Source organism: Frankia sp. CcI49 (assembly GCF_001983215.1).
Classification (GTDB): domain Bacteria; phylum Actinomycetota; class Actinomycetes; order Frankiales; family Frankiaceae; genus Parafrankia; species Parafrankia irregularis.
In genome coordinates this window covers 295,446-312,862 of record NZ_MOWP01000014.1, presented here as the reverse complement: position 1 = coordinate 312,862, position 17,417 = coordinate 295,446, and the positions used below count along the sequence as shown (strand labels likewise).

Here is a 17,417-nt window from a genome sequence, read left to right as displayed (position 1 = left end):
TGCCCGACCCGGTACGGATGGATAAGTTTCGGGTGTGGCGCGACATACAGGTGGCCGGGCGGCGAACGCCGGAACCGTTTTCGGTATTGACCTGGGGACGACCTTCAGCTGCCTGGCGACCGTCGCGAGCTCCGGCGATCCCGAGGTCGTGCCGCTGATGGACGGGTCGTCCACGCTGCCCAGCGTGGTCCTCTTCGTCGGTCAGAACGACTACATCACCGGGGAGACCGCCCGGCGGCTCGCCCGGGCCCGCCCCGATGACGTCTGTTCGCTCGTCAAGCGCCGGATGGGCGACCGTGACTGGCGTTTCGTGACGCACGGGGCCGCGTGGTCGGCGCCCGCGGTGAGCGGACTGATCCTCAAGGCACTGGTCTCGGATGCCGGCCTGACCGTCGGCGAGCCGGTCCGTGACGTGGTCATCACCGTCCCCGCCTACTTCGGTGACGAGGAGCGCAGGGCGACGGTGCTGGCTGGGGAGTACGCCGGCCTGAACGTCGTGGATGTCATCAACGAGCCGACGGCCGCCGCGCTGTCGTACGGGTTCGCCCGTTTCGAGGTCGCGGGCCGGCGGACACTCGCCGGGCCGGGGGCGCTCGCCGAGGAGGTGGCCCTCGTCTACGACCTCGGCGGCGGGACCTTCGACGTGACCATCGTCGAGCTCGCCGACCGCAGGGTCTCCGTCGTCGCCACCGACGGTGATCATCAGCTCGGCGGGGCGGACTGGGACGAGAAGATCGTCCTCTTCCTCTCCGACCGTTTCCTGGCGGCCCACCCCGAGGCCGACGACCCGCTGGACAACGGCGAGGCGGCCCAGGAGCTGTCACTCGCCGCCGAGCGTGCCCGCCGGGAGCTGACGGAGGCCGAGTCGACCGTGGTCACGGTCAGCCACGGCGGCAGGTCGCTGGACGTCACCCTCACCCGGGACGAGATGGAGAGCCTGACCGCCGGCCTGCTCGACCGCACCCTCGCGCTGACCCGGTCGGCGATCGACGCCGCCCGTGAGCGGGGGGTCCGTGGTGTGGACCGGGTCCTGCTCGTCGGCGGGGCGTCGCGGATGCCGGGCGTCGCCCGTCGCCTGGCCGCGGAGCTGTCCGTGCCGGTGGAGCTCACCGATCCCGACCTGGCCGTCGCCCGCGGTGCCGCCATCTACGGCCAGAAGAAGGCGATGGAGCGCCTGGTCGCCGCCGATCTGGTGACCCGCGGCCAGCTGGTCGACGGGGCCTCGGTGGACACCGCGGCGCCAGCCGATCTGGACGCCGCCTGCCGCCGGCTGGCCGACGCGCTCGGCCTGCCCGCCGACCGGGTCCGGCGGACGGTCGAGGTCCAGGTCGTCAACGTGGTGTCGCGGGGCTTCGGGGTGCTGGCGCTGGACCGGTTCGGTGACCAGCGCGCGGTCTTCCTCGTGCACCGCAACGACCGGCTGCCGGTTGCCGTTCGCCGGCTGTTCGGCACCGTCCGCGATGATCAGGACGCGGTGATGGTGCATGTCGTCGAGCAGGCCGGCGGAGTGGAATCCACCCGGATCGAGGACAACAAGATCATCACAAATGCGGAGATCATCGGGATTCCGCCGGGCTATCCTGCCGGAACCCAGATTGAAATCATGTTCCGCATGGGCTTCGACGGCATCCTGGAGGTGACCGCCCGGCACGAAGGGCTCGCCGACCAGCCGTTGACCGTCCGCATCGAGACCTCGGCCGCGCTCAGCCAGGCGGACGTCGCCCGCGAGCGTGAGCAGGTCGCGCGTGCCCGCCGGGAGCGGGGCCTGGACCGGCCCGCCACCGGCGGTCCGGACCCGCTGCGCAAGAAGCCGCAGGATGGGGACTCCGGCGGGCTCGGCGGGCTCGGCGGGTCGCCGGGCTGGCCGTAAGCCGCCGTCAGAGCGTCACGTCTTCAACAGGGAGTCCGCGGTGCTGCCCTTCGACTCGAACGACTACCGGAGCCGGGTGCTCGCCGCGGTCCACGCCCGCGGCGGTGCCGAGCAGAGCGACCCGTTCGAGATCTACGACATCCCGATCGAGGAGGCCGCCCGGCTCGGCGACGCCGAGGTCCGGGCACGCATCGACGAGGTCTGGGCGTTCTGGCAGCGCAGCCGGGACCATCCCCGCTACCGCGGTGTGATCATCGCGCTGCTGGGCCTGCACGGTGAACTGTCCGCGGCGCTGCGCACGACGGCCGCCCGCACGGAGCTCGCCGGGCGGGTCACCGCCGCCCGCACTGCCCGGGACGGCGAGCGCTTCGCCGAGCTCGACGCCGCCGTTCGCCGGCTGGTGAGCCGCTTCGGCGGCCTGCCCGAGGACAAGATCGCCGGGCTGCGTGCGCTGGCAGCCACGCATGGCATCGACGACGCGGCGTTCGAGCTGCGCATTCGCCGGCATCGGCGGCTCCCCGCCGGCACGGCGGAACGAGCCACGGCCACGTCGGCCCGCCGGCCGGTGTCGGCCGAGGTGATACGCCAGGTGCGCGCCGATCTTGACGAGCTTGGCCGGATCGTCGGAACCACCCCGCCACGAAGCCTCTTCGACCTGCTCGGGGTCACGCCGGAAAGCAGCCGGGAGGAGATCCGCGCCGTCCGCGACGCCGCCGCGGCGCGCAACCGCGAGCGTCGGCCGGACCGGCGCCGCGCACTGCTGGACGACCTGCTCACGGCGGCGCGGGCGCTGCTCGTCGACGGCGACCCCGAGGCCTATCTCGACGCCCTGGTCGAGCCGGTCAAGGCGGTGCTGCGGCCGCGGGTGGCCACCGCCGTGCTGATCGAGGACCGCCTGCTCGCCACGGCCGCGGCCGAGTTCGTCGCCCAGGCCGTCGCCGAGGGCCTCGACCAGGGCCGGGCCCGCGCGGTCGTCGCGGATCTCGCCCGCGAGCACGGCGTGGAGCCACCGGAGACCGGGCGCCTGACGAGCCCGTCGCGTCCGGGAAGCGGTGCCGCGCAAGGTGGGTGGACGGGCGGTGGGCCGGCCACGGGTGGCTCCGCGGGAGCGGCCGAGACCACCGGCAGTGACGCGCCCACGCGCGACCGGCCAGCCTCCCGACCGGTGCCGGCCCGGGCCAGCGACTGGCAGGCCCTGCTGTCGCGTGCCCGCGCCGAGCTGCGGGCGGGGCGGCCGATCGCGGCCAGCGGTGAGATCGCCCGGGCCCGGGAGCTCGCAGGCGAGACGCTGCCACCGATCAGGGCGCTCGACGACGAGGTCGAGCGGGTGATCCGGGACGCCGGTGAGCGCTGGCAGGCCATCATCGCCGAGCTCACCGCGAACCGTCACCGCGCGGCGCTGGGCCTCGTCGAGGCCCTTGCCCGCCTCGCCGCCGACGTGCCAGGCCCCGGTGGGCGGCTGCTCGAGGAGGTGCGGGCGCTGGCGCTCGACCAGTGTGCCCAGGCGGACGAGCTCGTCCGCCGGGCGCGGACGTCGGTCGGCCCGGACCGGGTCCGGCTGGTCCGGGCGGCGGTGGCCCTGGTAGCGGACCACGAAGAGGCACTCGCCCTGCTGGCCGAACCCGCGGCCGGCGCCGCCGGCCCGGGCGCCCAGAGCGGTGGAACCGGGTCGTCGACCGCGGGCTCGCGAGCAGAGACATCCACCGGCCCGGCGCCATCCACCCGACAGCCATCCACCCGACAGCCGTCCACCGAACAGCCGTCCACCGAACAGCCATCGGCGGAACCGCTGCCGGTGCAACCGCTGTCGGCACAACCACGGCCCGCCGAAACGCCAGCTGCCGAGCCGGCGTCGGTCGAACCGCCGACCGGCGTGGCCGCTAGGTGGGACGGGTCCTCCGTGGTCATCAGCTGGCGGCGGACAGTAACTCCTGGTGATGTCAGTTATCGCATCCGCCGGATCACGGCGGACGGGAAGGCTCGGGCGGTGGGCGTCACGCCAGCCACTGTCATCGAGGACGGCGGGGTGTTCCGCGGTTCGTCGATCCCTGAATACGAGGTGATCGCCGGCATCGGCGGAGTGTGGTCGAAGCCCGCGAGATGGCCCGACCCCGCCGACCCCGCCGGCACCGCCGGCACCGCCGACGCGGCCGGCACCGCCGGCACCGCCGACGCGGCCGGCACCGCCGCTCCGGCCGACGCGGGCACGGCCGACGCGGGCGCTGCAGGGCCGGGCGCTGCAGGGCCGGGCGCGGCAGAGCAGCTCCGGAGCGAGACCGGCGGTTCCGCGCAGGGGTCGGTTGATGGCGCACCGCCCGACGGCGGAAAGGCCGGCGCCGCCGTGTTCGAGGTGCCACCGCCGGGACCGCGCACAGCGGCCGACGAGATCGGCCCGGCCTCCGACCTGCGAATGGAGGGCGGCCGGTTGTGCTGGACCTGGCCGGCCGGGTGCACCGAGATGATGGTCACCGCCCGTGCGGACCTCCCGCCCGCCGGCGCGCAGGAACTGGGCGCCACCACGCGCAAGATCACCAACACCCGGTATGACATCGATGGCGGCTTCCTGCCGCCGGACGTCCGTCCACTGCATGTCGCCCTGTTCGCCTGCGTGCGGGAGCGCGGTGAGCTGGTGGTCGCGGGCGCTGCGGCCGGCCGTGTCCTGATCGATGCGAGCGGCGGCCTGACCGTCGTCGGGCCGGGTTCCGCCGTCGCGGTGCGGACAGCCCCGGCTGGCGGCGTCGTCGGGGCCGGCAGCGGCAGCGGGAGCGGGAGCGGGGCTGGCTGACGCCCGCACCGGCTGGTACCGACCGGTGCCGCTGTAAGGTTGGGATCGTGTTCTTCTTTTCTCGACATCGGTGATCGCCGCGCTTCCAGGGTCCGATGAGCGCGCGAAGAGATCGCGTGCCAGCAGTGTCGAGAAAGAGGAGTTGATCGGCGATGGCCGATGCGCCCGTGGTTCGTCCCACGCTGGTCAGCGGGTTTCCCGAGTGGCTTCCCGACGTGCGGATGGTCGAGCTGCGCTGGCTGGACACCATTCGGGCCTCGTTCGAGCGGTACGGGTTCTGCTCGGTCGAGACCCCGTCGGTCGAGGCGCTCGAGGCGCTGATGGCGAAGGGCGAGACGTCGCAGGAGGTCTACACCCTGCGGCGCCTGCAGGCCACCGACGATGACGACAGCGCGCGTCTCGGTCTGCACTTCGACCTGACGGTCCCGTTCGCCCGTTACGTCGCCGCGCACTTCAACGACCTGGTCTTCCCGTTCAAGCGTTACCAGATCCAGCGGGTCTGGCGTGGGGAGCGGCCGCAGGAGGGCCGGTACCGCGAGTTCACCCAGTGCGACATCGACGTCATCAACGTCGATCACGTGCCGCTGCACTTCGACGCCGAGCTGCCCCGGATCGTGCACGAGATCCTCACGACGCTCGGCGTCCCAGCCTGGACGCTGAACATCAACAACCGCAAGGTGCTGCAGGGGTTCTACGAGGGCCTCGGCATCGGTGATCCGCTGGCTGTGATCCGGGCCGCCGACAAGATCGACAAGATCGGTCGCGCGGGGGTGGAGGCGCTGCTGACCGGCCCGGTGGGCCTCAGCGCGGACCAGGCGAAGGCCTGCCTCGACCTGGCCGGGGTCCGGGGCTCCGACGCCTCGGTCGTCGATGAGGTCGGCCGGCTCGGGGTCAAGTCAGACCTGCTCACCGAAGGGCTCGACGAGCTGGGGCGGGTGCTCGACGACCTGGCCGACCTGCCGGCGGGAAGCGTGGTGGCCGACCTGTCGATCGCGCGCGGCCTGGACTACTACACGGGCACCGTCTACGAGGCGAAGTTCGTGGACGCGCCCGGCTACGGCAGCATCTGCTCAGGCGGTCGGTACGACGACCTCGCCGGGACGTTCATCCGGCGCAATCTGCCCGGAGTCGGGATCTCGATCGGGCTGACCCGGATCTTCGCCAAGCTCGTCGCGGACGGTCTGGTCGGTGGCGGGCCGGCGAGCCCGGCCCAGGTCCTGATGGTGATCCCGAGCGACGAACGGCGTCAGGTGGCGCTTGCCACCGCCCGGACGCTGCGCGAGCGCGGCCTGCGGGTTGAGACGTACCACCAGGCCGACAAGATCGCCAAGCAGGTCCGCTACGCCTCCCGCAAGGGGATCCCGAACGTCTGGTTCCCGCCGTTCGCGGATGACCGCGAGCACGAGGTCAAGAACATGGCGACCGGCGACCAGCGCGCCGCCGACCCCGCGCAGTGGGCCCCCGACGCCTGATCCGTGCGGCGCCGGTGCGACGCCCGTTCGCGCCACGCGGCCGCGGCGCCGGTCGGCGGCGCGGGAGACGGGCCGACCGGTGGTCGCGGCCGCGTGGTGGACATGGTGCCCGCCGTCGGTGCGGGCCTCGGCCGGGAGCTGACGGGGGCGGAGACCCCCGGCCGAGGCCACACTTCCGGGTGAGCACCGGACCCCTCACCGGCTGTGGCGAAGAGCCCACATCCGGTGTACCACGGTGGGCCGTCGTGGCCACCGCCGTGTTCCGGACGGGTCACCGGACGGGTAAGTGGGTGGCGACACGGGGCGGTTGGGCGGTTCGAACGTAACCGGTCTGGTGCATGCCGATGACGCCCACGCGAACGGTCCCGGAGCGGGGTCGGGCCGGGAAGACGATGCCGCTGTTGATGCGGTGGTCCCCCGGGGTCTCGTCCGATGCCCGGCCGGATCGCCGCGAAGCGAGCGGATACCGTGGTGCGCATCCGCTGCCGGCGAGGTCGGGAGGCTCGCATCCGCGGCCTGACCCGTGGCCGGGGGGCGCGTGGCGCGCCGTCTGACCCGAGTCCAGATCGAGGGCCGGGCGGGTCGCCGAGCGTGTGGGTGCGGATTCCTTGTGGAGGTCAGTCTCGTGGAGATCGCTGTGGGGGAGGGTTTCATGCCGGACGAAACCGTCGGGTCCGCCGGGCCGGGCGGGTCCCCGGAGGGGGCCCAGGTACCGGCGGTGGCTCGCCTGCGGGTGCAGGTCATCGCCCGTACCGAGTTCCTGCCGCCGAGCGACGTGCCGTGGAGCACCGACGCCGACGGTGGCCAGGCACTCGCGGAGTTCGCGGGTCGAGCCTGCTACCAGAGCTGGAGCAAGCCGAACCCGGCGACCGCGACGAATGCGGGCTACCTGCGGCACATCCTCGACGTCGGCCACCTGTCGGTCCTCGAGCACGGGTCGGTGTCCCTGTACATCACCGGGGTGTCACGCAGCCTCACGCACGAGCTGGTGCGGCATCGGCACTTCTCCTACAGCCAGCTCTCCCAGCGATACGTCCCCGAGCATGACGCGGCACTGGTCGAGCCCGAGGTGATCGCCGACGATCCGGAGCTGCACGATCTGTTCACCGAGGCCGCCGCCGCCTCGATGGAGGCGTACGCGCGGCTGCTGGAGGGCCTGGAGAAGCGGTTCGCCGACGTGTCGGCGCCGACGTCGCGGCGTAAGCAGGCACGGCAGGCGGCCCGGTCGGTGCTGATGAACGCGACCGAGACCAGGATCGTCGTCACCGGCAACTACCGCGCGTGGCGGCATTTCATCGCGATGCGGGCCAGCGAGCATGCCGATGTCGAGATCCGCGGATTGGCGGTCGCCATCCTGCGGGCGTTGCAGGAGGTGGCGCCGAACGTCTTCGCCGACTTCCAGGTGCGAACCCTCGACGACGGCACCGAGGTGGCGTCCAGCCCGTTGGCGGGCGAAGGCTGATCCTGCGCCCCGCCGGCCCGGCAAGGGCCCTTCGGCGCCGGGACTCCCGACGTTCGGCCCCGCCAGCCGCGGGCTGACCTGACCACTCCCATGCTCACAAGGGATCAGCGTTCGGGCCTGGTCGAGGGGAACGATGATGGGGTCGAGCGGTGGGGCAGACGCGCGGGCAACGGCGCCAGGGCGGGACGGGCAGGGGAGGGCCAGCATGATCGACGTTGCCGAGATCGACGCGGGTTCAGCCAGGGCGGCGGGGTCGGCAGGGCCAGCCGTGGCGGCGGCACGCCCGCTGTCCACCGAGGAGCTGCGCCTGGTCGACGCCTACTGGCGGGCCGCGAACTACCTCTCGGTCGGGCAGATCTACCTGCTGGACAATCCGCTGCTGTCCGAGCCCCTGCGGGCCGAGCACATCAAGTCGCGCCTGCTCGGCCACTGGGGGACCACACCCGGCCTCAACCTGATCTACGCCCACCTCAACCGGGTCATCCGGCGCAACGACCTTGACGCGATCTATGTGATCGGCCCTGGTCACGGCGGTCCGGGCATCGTGGCGAACACCTATCTCGAGGGCACCTACAGCGAGATCTACCCGTCAGTGGCCCAGGACCGGGAGGGCATGCGGCGGCTGTTCCGCCAGTTCTCCTTCCCCGGAGGCATTCCGAGCCATGTGGCACCGGAGGTGCCCGGCTCGATTCACGAGGGCGGTGAGCTGGGCTACGCCCTCACGCACGCCTTCGGAGCAGCCTTCGACAACCCGCACCTGCTGGTCGCCGCCGTCGTCGGTGACGGTGAGGCGGAAACCGGGCCACTGGCCGCGAGCTGGCACTCGAACAAGTTCCTCGACCCGGTGCGGGACGGCGTCGTGCTGCCGATCCTGCACCTCAACGGTTACAAGATCGCGCAGCCGGCCATCCTCGCCCGTATCCCGGAGGCTGAGCTCGAGTCGCTGATGCGGGGCTACGGCTACGAGCCGCTGCACGTGGCCGGCGACGACCCCGCCGAGGTCCACCAGCGGTTCGCGCACTGTCTCGACCTCGCGATCTCGCGGATCCACGACATCCAGGACCGGGCCCGCCGGCTTGGCGATCCGTCCCGGCCCGCCTGGCCGATGATCATCCTGCGCACCCCGAAGGGCTGGACCGGCCCGACCACGGTGGACGGGCTGCCGGTCGAGGGCAACTGGCGGTCGCACCAGGTACCGATCAGCGAGCCGAAGCGCGACCCGGCCCACCTCGCCCAGCTCGAGACCTGGCTGCGCAGCTACCGGCCCTGGGAGCTGTTCGAGCCCGACGGGCGGCTGAAGCCCGAGCTCGCGGCGCTGGCCCCGGTGGGAACGCGCCGGATGAGCGCCAACCCGCACGCCAACGGCGGCGAGCTGCTGCGTGACCTGACCCTGCCGGACTTCCGCGACTACGCGGTCGACGTGCCCAAGCCCGGCCGGGCCTGGACGGGGGCGACCCGGGTGCTCGGTGGCTTCCTGCGGGACGTCATGCGCGCCAACCCGAACACCTTCCGGGTCATGGGCCCGGACGAGACCGCCTCGAACCGGCTGGGCGCGCTGTTCGAGACCACCGGGCGGGCCTGGAACGCCGAGGTCGTGGAGACGGACGAGGATCTCGCGCCGGACGGCCGGGTGATGGAGGTGCTCTCCGAGCACCTGTGCCAGGGCTGGCTGGAGGGGTACCTGCTCACCGGCCGGCACGGCTTCTTCTCCTGCTACGAGGCGTTCATCCACATCGTCGACTCGATGGTGAACCAGCACGCGAAGTGGCTGAAGACGTCCCGGCACATTCCATGGCGGCGGCCGATCGCGTCGCTGAACTACCTGCTCACCAGCCACGTGTGGCGGCAGGACCACAACGGCTTCTCGCACCAGGACCCGGGCTTCATCGACCACGTGGTGAACAAGAAGGCCGAGATCATCCGGGTCTACCTGCCGCCGGACGCGAACACCCTGCTCTCGGTGGCMGACCACTGCCTGCGCAGCCGGCATTACATCAACGTGATCGTGGCCGGCAAGCAGTCGGCGCTGACCTACCTGCCGATGCGGGACGCGATCGCGCACTGCACCCGCGGCCTGGGCATCTGGGACTGGGCGAGCAACGACCACACCGAGGACGGCGACGGCACCCCCGACGTCGTCATGGCGTGCGCCGGGGACATCCCGACCCTGGAGACGCTCGCCGCGGTCGACATCCTGCGCCAGCACTTCCCCGAGCTGAAGGTTCGCGTCGTCAACGTCGTCGACCTGATGAGCCTGCAGGACGAGGCGGAGCACCCGCACGGCATCTCCGACGCCCGCTTCGACGCGCTGTTCACCGCGGACCGGCCGGTCATCTTCGCGTACCACGGCTATCCGTGGCTGATCCACCGGCTCACCTATCGCCGCCGCAACCACAACAACCTGCACGTGCGGGGCTACATCGAGGAGGGCACGACAACCACGCCCTTCGACATGGTGATGATGAACAACCTGGACCGCTTCCACCTGGTGGTCGACGTGATCGACCGGGTGCCCAGCCTGGGCGCGCGCGCCGCGCACGTGCGGCAGCGGATGATCGACGCCCGGCTGGCCGCCCGGGCCTACACCCGGGACCACGGCGAGGACGATCCCAGCATCCGCGACTGGACCTGGCCCTACTGAGGTCAGGCCGGGAGCGACCGAGAGCCGAGAGCGACCGAGGACGGGGTCTTATGGGCGGGAACGTGCTGGTGGTCAACGCCGGCTCGTCCAGCGTGAAGCTGCGGCTGCTCGATCCGGGCGACCGGGTGCTGGCCGCGCACGACCTGCGTGCGGTCGCCGGCCGGCCCGACCCCGACGAGCTGGAACGGGCGGTCGAGGAGCTCGCCCAGGCCGGCGATGTGGCGATCACCGGCCACCGGGTGGTGCACGGGGGGTCTGTCTTCGTCGACCCGGTCCTGGTCGATGACGAGGTCGAGCGGCAGCTGCGCGCGCTGGTTCCGCTGGCGCCGCTGCACCAGYCGGCGGCGCTGACCGCGCTGGCGGACGTCTCGGCGGTGCTGCCCGGGGTGCCGCGGGTCGCCTGCTTCGACACCGCGTTCCATGCCCGCATGCCGCCCGAGGCGATCACCTACCCGGTTCCGATGCGCTGGCGCGACGAGTACGGGGTGCGCCGGTACGGGTTTCACGGCCTGTCCCACGCGTACGCGTCACGGCGCGCCGCGGAGCTCACCGGCGCCCGGCGTGTCGTCACCGCGCACCTGGGCTCGGGAGCGTCGCTGGCGGCGGTGCGCGACGGCGTCAGCGTCGACACGACGATGGGCTTCACCCCGCTGGAGGGCATGGTGATGGCCACCCGCTCGGGAACGGTGGACCCCGGCCTGTTGCTGTGGCTGCAGACGGAGCAGGGGATGACCGCCGAGGAGCTGACGGACGCCCTGTTCCACCGCAGCGGCATGACCGGGCTCGTCGGCTCCGCGGACATGCGGGCGGTGCTCGACGGCGCGCGGCGGCCCGGTACGCCGGAGGCCCTGGGCCTCGCCGTCTACCTGCACCGGCTGCGGGCCGAGATCGCCGCCATGACGGCTGCCCTCGGTGGGCTGGACGCCCTGGTCTTCACGGGTGGGGTGGGGGAGCACGCCCCGCCGGTGCGCTCCGGTGCCGCCGCCGGGCTCGGTTTCCTGGGCGTTGCACTCGACGCGGAGCGCAACGGCTCGTACCAGGGCGGGGACCTGGAGATCAGTGCTCCCGGCGCACCGGTTCGCACCCTGATCATCGAGGCGCGTGAGGACGTCGAGATCGCCCGGGCGGCCCGCGCCCAGCTGCCGGCACACGCGGGGTGAGCTTCTCGGGCGGGCGCGCGCTATGTGAGGGTGCTGCTACTCTCGCCCGATGTGAGCAGTTCGGGCGGTTCGGGTAGTTCGGGGGGACCTGCGGGGCCCTGGCCTGGCCGCCTGCGGCGGTGGCGCCGGCGGGACGACGCCGACAGCGCCCCGATTCTCGACCTCACCGATGTGGACGAGGTCACCACGATGCTGCTGGCACCCCCGGCGGAGTACCAGGGGCTGCGGCGCCGGGTCGTCGACCAGTTCACGATCGTCAGCGCCAACCGCTGCCAGCTCGCCAGGTCGATCAACTGGGGGCCGCTGGACGGGCTGCTGAACAGCATCGTCCCGGGCACCGGCCGGCTCGACACCGCGGGCCGGCTGCCGCCCGAGGTCTGTCTCCTGCTCCCGATCTCCACCCTGCCCAAACGCGCGCTCGTCGGGTTCGACCTCGTCGGCCCCGGCGGGTCGGACGCCCATCTGATGCCCTACGGGACGTCGGTCGCGATCCAGGGCAATCTGATCGCGTTGCTCGCCGAGGCCGCCGGATGCCCGCTGCCCGGCCCGGCCCGCCGGGTGGTGGACGCGATCTCACGCTTCCGTCCCGGGCGGCTCACCGGCAACCTGCCGCAGCTGGCACCGCGCGGGGACCGCCCGCTGTCCTTCGAGGCGGTACGGACCTACCTCGACGCCGAGGCCGACCTCGTCGTCCCCGCGCCCACGCTGCGTTCCTGGCAGGAGCTGCTCGAACCGGCCCAGAGCCTGCTGGGCCGGGCGCTGGACGAGCCGTTCGACCCGCTGAGCAGCGCCGACACCCTGCTGCTCGCGGTCGGTGAGCTGTGGCGGGACCCGGACGTCCCGACGCCGTTGGAGATCGGGCACATCGAGTACTACCTGCGCGAGTTCACCACCTGGATCGGCGAGCTGAGCCTGGCGGGCGCGGCGGCGACGCCGGTCCTGAGCACCGTCGCCGAGTACGGGCGGCGGTGGGAGGCGCTCGCGGCGGTCATCGTCGACCCGTACCGGCCCTGCCTGATCAAGATGAAGGAGGAGCGCCGGACGATCCTGGCCCGGCGCCACCCGGTCCGCGACGGGCAGGTCCCGATGCGGCAGCGGTGGCTGACCCCGGTCGCGCTGGTGGACATCGATCCGGGCGGTCCCGGCAGCTACCACGTCAGCATCGGCACCGACGACTCCAGCATCGAGCTGAGCACGCCGATCACCGTCGACCTGTGGCACCGGCGGATCGCCCGGACCTACGTCGAGGACGTCCACGGCAACCGTGAGGTCTACGCCTTCTACAGCACGGACGCGCGGCGCGCCGCGCGGGCCAGGCTCGTGGTCGGCCTGAGCGTCTCGCCGGATGTGTGGCGGGTGGCCGCGGCCATCGGGATCCTGATGAGCCTCACGGTCGCGCTGTCGGCGCTGCCGTTCCAGCTCGGCGCGGACGCGGTCGCGGTGGTGGCGGTGCCGTCGTCGTTCGCCGCCACAGTGCTGCTGACCAGGGAGCGGTCGAGCCTGGCGGCCTGGGTGCTCGGGCCGACGAAACAGGCCCTGCTCGCGTTGCTGGTCGCGCTGGCGGTGCTGTCCGGGCTGCGGGCGCTGGGCTGGCACACCCCGCCGGACGAACCGGCGTCGTCGATCATGTCCGGGCAGGCCCAGGAGACCGGCCGCCGGGGGCCCGGCTGACCTGATGGCGACGGCAGGACGCGGCCGGGGCCCGCGAACGGCGACCGTCGCCGCGGTCAGGGCGGTACCCTGAACCAACTGTCGAGCGAGACGGGGCGGTGAGCATGCCAAAGAACTATGGCGCCGGAGTCGCGGGCGGCGCGGCGCGCGTGGGTGGCCTGCGGTCGTTCGTCCGTCTGGGTCGTCGTGAGCTGTGGGTGCGGCTCGACCGCAACATGATCGCCGGTGCTCGAAAAGAGCCCGCCGGCCGTCCGTCCGCTGGTCCGTCGAGTCCGGCGGAGCTGGCGCCAGGGTCCTGAAAGCCGCTTGAAAGTAGATCTTCGTTCCCTGCCCGGGTCCGCCGGGTCGGTGGGTTTCCGGCGCGACTGTCCGGATGATGCCGCCCGCCCGCCGCTCCAGGCACCTGGTGGGGGATGCCGACTCCGCCGGTCGGTGACCGTCGGAGGAGATGTCGGAGGTGCCCGCTAGCGTGGCAGGTATGTCAGCATTGCCCCCGGCCCCGTTCGGGCGGATGATCACGGCGATGATCACGCCGTTCACCTCGGATGGCGGCCTGGACGTCCCGGGTGCGGCGGCGCTCGCCGAGCATCTCGTCGACGCCGGCAACGAGGCGTTGGTCATCAACGGTACGACGGGTGAGTCCCCCACGACGTCGGACGCCGAGAAGGACACGTTGCTGCGTGTGGTCCGTGAGGCGGTCGGTGGACGCGCCCAGATCATCGCGGGGGTCGGTACGAACGACACCCGGCACACGCTGGAGCTGGCTGGCGCGGCCGAGAAGGCAGGCGCTGACGGCCTGCTGGTCGTCACGCCGTACTACAGCAAGCCCCCGCAGGCCGGGCTGCTCGCCCACTTCCGGGCCGTCGCCGACGCGACGGGCCTGCCTACGATGATCTACGATATTCCCGGCAGGTCCGGAGTTCCCGTCGCGACCGAGACGCTCCTGCGGCTGGCGGAGCACCCGCGGATCGTCGCGGTGAAGGACGCGAAGGACGATCTCGCCGGGTCGTCGTGGGTGCTGGCCAACACCGGCCTCGCCTACTACTCGGGCACGGACGTGCTCAATCTTCCGTTGCTGTCCGTTGGTGCGTGCGGCGTGGTCAGCGTTGTCGGTCATGTGGCCGCACCCGCCATCCGGGCGATGATCGAGGCCTTCGGGGCCGGTGAGGTGGGTCGGGCGATCGCGCTACACAAGGGCTTGCTGCCCGCATACGAGGGAATTTTCCGTACCCAGGGTGTGATCACGGCCAAGGCGGCGCTGGCGATGGCGGGCCTGCCCGCTGGGCCGGTGCGGTCCCCGCTGGTCGACGCCACCGAGGCCGAGCGTGCGCGGCTGCGCGCCGATCTCGCCGCCGCCGTGCTGGACCCGGCGGCCGCGGCGGCCCGGGGTGGTGCAGCCGGCGCGGCCGGGTCGGCGGGCGGTGCCGCTTCGGCGTCGCCACGGTCCGACACCGCGGCGGCGGCCGCGGGGGCGGCGGTTTCATGACGCCTCCGCGCCCCGAGCTGGGGCCGCCCCCGCCGCTGCGTGCCGACGGGCTGAGGATCATCGCGCTGGGCGGGCTGGGCGAGATCGGCCGGAACATGACCGTGTTCGAGCACGCCGGCCGGTTGCTCATCGTCGACTGCGGGGTGCTCTTCCCCGAGACGGACCAGCCCGGTATCGACCTGATCCTGCCGGACTTCACCGCCATCCGGGATCGCCTCGACGACATCGAGGCGGTGATCCTCACCCACGCGCACGAGGACCACATCGGGGCCGTTCCCTACCTCCTGCGCGAGCGCCGGGACATCCCACTCATCGGCACCCGGCTGACCCTCGCGCTCATGGTCGCCAAGCTGCAGGAGCACCGCATCCAGCCGGTGACGCTGCAGATCCGCGAGGAGGAGCGCCATTCGTTCGGGCCGTTCGACTGCGAGTTCCTCGCCGTCAACCACTCGATTCCGGATGCCGTCGCGGTCGCCATCCGCACCGACGCGGGCCTCGTCCTGCACACCGGTGACTTCAAGATGGACCAGCTCCCGCTCGACGGGCGCCTGACCGACCTGGGCGGCTTCGCCCGGCTCGGCCGGGAAGGCGTCGACCTGCTGCTGTCGGACTCCACGAACGCCGAGGTCCCGGGTTTCGTCGCCTCGGAGCGCACGATCGCGCCGGTGCTCGACAAGGTCTTCCGCGAGGCGGAGCGGCGCATCGTCGTCGCGTGCTTCGCGAGCCACGTCCATCGGGTCCAGCAGGTTCTCGACGCCGCCGAGGCACACGGCCGGTCGGTCTGCTTCATCGGCCGTTCGATGGTCCGGAACATGGGCGTCGCCCGCGAGCTGGGCCTGCTCCAGGTTCCGCCGGGCCTGGTGATCGACGCCCGTGACGTCGACTCGTTGCCGGACCGCAACATCTGCCTGATCTCGACCGGGTCCCAGGGGGAGCCGCTGTCCGCGCTGTCGCGGATGGCCAACCGGGACCACGCGATCCGCATCGAGGCCGGTGACACCGTCGTGCTCGCCTCCAGCCTGATCCCGGGCAACGAGACGGCCGTCTACCGAGTGATCAACGGCCTGACCAGGTGGGGCGCGAAGGTCGTCCACAAGGGCGTGGCGATGGTCCACACGTCCGGGCACGCGCCCGCCGGTGAGCTGCTCTACGTGCTGAACGCGACGAGGCCGTCGAACATGATGCCGGTGCACGGCGAATGGCGGCATCTGCGCGCCCACGGGGCGCTCGCGGAGGCCACCGGCGTCCCGCCGGACCGCGTCATCCTCGCCGAGGACGGAACGGTCGTCGACCTCATCGACGGCCAGGCCAGCATCACCGGGGCGGTGCCCTGCGGGATGGTCTTCGTGGACGGGCTCGCGGTCGGCGACGTCGGCGAGTCCAGCCTCAAGGACCGGCGGATCCTCGGGGAGGAGGGCTTCATCACGATCACCGTCGTGGTGGACGCCGCCGCCGGGAAGGTGGTCGTCGGCCCCGATCTGTCCGCTCGTGGCTTCTCCGACGCGCGCGGGGCCTTCGACGAGGTCCAGAGCCGGCTTGCCGACGCCCTCAACGACGCGATGCGTTCCGGGATGACCGACACGAACGCGTTGCAGCAGCTCGTCCGCCGCACGGTGGGCCGCTGGGTGAACGAGCGGTACCGGCGCCGCCCGATGATCCTCCCGGTGGTCCTGGAGGTCTAGAGAGCGACCGCGGATGGTTTCTCGCCGCCCTGGGCCGGATCTCCGGTCCAGGGCGGTTCTATTTCCGCCCCCGCCGCCTCGTGCTCCTCCAGGCGGTATATGTCGATCACTTGTATAGTCTCCTGACATGAGTATGGAGGAGATGCGGGAGCCCACCTTCCTGGTGCTTGCCGCGCTCGCGGACGGTCCCCGTCATGGGTACGCGACGATCGGCGAGGTCAGCGCGATGTCCGGTGGGCGGGTGAACCTGCGGCCAGGCACCCTCTACGGCGCGCTGGACCGGCTCGCGGGCGAGGGCCTCGTCCAGGTCGACCGCGAGGAGATCGTCAACGGGCGGCTGCGGCGGTACTACGCGCTGACCAACGAGGGCGCCGCCGCGCTCGCGGCGCAGACCGAACGGATGCGGGCGAACGCCGCCGAGGCCGAGCGCCGGCTGGGCGTGCGAACTCGCCATCTCCCGGGTTCGGCGACCGTGGCCGGAATGGCGGCGGGCGGATGAGCGCGCTCGACGAGACCGGTGGGGAGCACCCGCGGCCCGACTCGGACGACGAGGCACCCAGCGGGCCGCGGGTCCCCGACCTCGGCGACCCCGGCTCCGGTGGTCTTCTGCCCGCGTTGGCCGTGGTCGTCGGCTGGGCCGGCCTGGTTGGCGTCCTCGGCCACCGGTGGGGCTGGTGGGCCCCGCCCGAGGAGGGCTTCCTCGCGATGGTTCGTACCGTCCCCGCCGGCTATTGGAGTGGGTCCTACTTCGCGTCGCTGGTCGACTCGATGCCCGAGGGCCTGCTGTGTACGGGCGTGGTGGGCCTGCTCGCCGGTGTCCGGCGACCGGGCTGGGTCGCGGCCCTGTTCGTCTGCGGCGCGTTGCTTTCGGTTCTGCCCGTGTGGCTGGCGTGGATCCAGTACTGGGACTTCTACCAGCGCATGACCCAGATCGCTTTGGCTCTGGCGTTGTTGCTGTGCGCCGCCCTGATCGACGGGATGCGCGCGCACCGGATCTCCGCCAGGGCGGGTGGCTCGGTCGCCGGCCACGGCTGAGCGTGGCCGGTGTGCGTCGCGGCGCGGTACGGTGCTGTGCGTCGCACCACGACGCTGCGCGGCGCTGCCTGCGGCGGGTTCGGGTCGCATGCCTGAGGGCACTCTCGGGCGGGGCGAAACGCGGCCACTACGGCCATGGCGCGCCCGGATAGT

The 17,417-nt window shown here is 72.3% G+C and carries 11 protein-coding genes; all 11 read left to right on the top strand.

All coding sequences use genetic code 11. The annotated features are described in order from the left end of the window. The first annotated feature begins 34 nt into the window (after window positions 1–34). The 11 genes from CcI49_RS13130 (at window position 35) to CcI49_RS13070 (ending at window position 17,264) form a co-directional block, all read left to right on the top strand. Window positions 35–1,870, top strand: coding sequence for an Hsp70 family protein (locus CcI49_RS13130; protein ID WP_054564969.1), 1,836 nt, complete (start codon window positions 35–37; stop codon window positions 1,868–1,870). A gap of 40 nt (window positions 1,871–1,910) precedes the next feature. Next, complete coding sequence (locus CcI49_RS13125) at window positions 1,911–4,655, top strand: hypothetical protein (RefSeq protein WP_076826877.1); 2,745 nt, start codon at window positions 1,911–1,913, stop codon at window positions 4,653–4,655. Window positions 4,656–4,807: 152 nt separating this feature from the next. Then, window positions 4,808–6,127, top strand: coding sequence for a histidine--tRNA ligase (hisS, locus tag CcI49_RS13120; RefSeq protein WP_054564968.1), 1,320 nt, complete (start codon window positions 4,808–4,810; stop codon window positions 6,125–6,127). Between the two features lie 652 nt (window positions 6,128–6,779). Beyond that, the gene (thyX, locus tag CcI49_RS13110) at window positions 6,780–7,589 is read left to right on the top strand and encodes an FAD-dependent thymidylate synthase (RefSeq protein ID WP_235497670.1); all 810 of its coding nucleotides are present in this window, start codon (window positions 6,780–6,782) and stop codon (window positions 7,587–7,589) included. A gap of 205 nt (window positions 7,590–7,794) precedes the next feature. Beyond that, entirely contained in the window at window positions 7,795–10,230 is a 2,436-nt protein-coding gene (locus CcI49_RS13105; RefSeq protein ID WP_054564967.1) for a phosphoketolase family protein, read from the top strand. A 50-nt stretch (window positions 10,231–10,280) separates the two neighbouring features. Further along, window positions 10,281–11,390, top strand: a complete 1,110-nt coding sequence (locus tag CcI49_RS13100) for an acetate/propionate family kinase (RefSeq protein WP_076826759.1) — start codon at window positions 10,281–10,283, stop codon at window positions 11,388–11,390. 189 nt (window positions 11,391–11,579) lie between these two features. Further along, the gene (locus tag CcI49_RS13095; protein ID WP_083749487.1) at window positions 11,580–13,061 is read left to right on the top strand and encodes a hypothetical protein; all 1,482 of its coding nucleotides are present in this window, start codon (window positions 11,580–11,582) and stop codon (window positions 13,059–13,061) included. A gap of 448 nt (window positions 13,062–13,509) precedes the next feature. Then, window positions 13,510–14,547 carry a 4-hydroxy-tetrahydrodipicolinate synthase gene (gene dapA / locus CcI49_RS13085; RefSeq protein ID WP_076826757.1) on the top strand — a complete coding sequence of 346 codons (1,038 nt, stop codon included), beginning with the start codon at window positions 13,510–13,512 and terminating at the stop codon, window positions 14,545–14,547. After that, the gene (locus tag CcI49_RS13080; RefSeq protein WP_054564963.1) at window positions 14,544–16,229 is read left to right on the top strand and encodes a ribonuclease J; all 1,686 of its coding nucleotides are present in this window, start codon (window positions 14,544–14,546) and stop codon (window positions 16,227–16,229) included. Before dapA ends, CcI49_RS13080 begins: the two co-directional genes overlap by 4 nt. 127 nt (window positions 16,230–16,356) lie before the next feature. After that, complete coding sequence (locus tag CcI49_RS13075; RefSeq protein ID WP_076826754.1) at window positions 16,357–16,728, top strand: PadR family transcriptional regulator; 372 nt, start codon at window positions 16,357–16,359, stop codon at window positions 16,726–16,728. Further along, entirely contained in the window at window positions 16,725–17,264 is a 540-nt protein-coding gene (locus CcI49_RS13070; protein ID WP_076826752.1) for a hypothetical protein, read from the top strand. The genes CcI49_RS13075 and CcI49_RS13070 overlap by 4 nt, the downstream gene beginning before the upstream one ends. Window positions 17,265–17,417 lie beyond the last annotated feature (153 nt).

Coding starts and splice junctions, on each gene's coding strand:
- hisS (WP_054564968.1), top strand. CDS start 4,808: ATGGCCGATGCGCCCGTGGTTCGTCCCACGCTGGTCAGCGGGTTTCCC.
- thyX (WP_235497670.1), top strand. CDS start 6,780: ATGCCGGACGAAACCGTCGGGTCCGCCGGGCCGGGCGGGTCCCCGGAG.
- CcI49_RS13095 (WP_083749487.1), top strand. CDS start 11,580: ATGCTGCTGGCACCCCCGGCGGAGTACCAGGGGCTGCGGCGCCGGGTC.
- dapA (WP_076826757.1), top strand. CDS start 13,510: ATGTCGGAGGTGCCCGCTAGCGTGGCAGGTATGTCAGCATTGCCCCCG.
- CcI49_RS13080 (WP_054564963.1), top strand. CDS start 14,544: ATGACGCCTCCGCGCCCCGAGCTGGGGCCGCCCCCGCCGCTGCGTGCC.
- CcI49_RS13075 (WP_076826754.1), top strand. CDS start 16,357: ATGAGTATGGAGGAGATGCGGGAGCCCACCTTCCTGGTGCTTGCCGCG.
- CcI49_RS13070 (WP_076826752.1), top strand. CDS start 16,725: ATGAGCGCGCTCGACGAGACCGGTGGGGAGCACCCGCGGCCCGACTCG.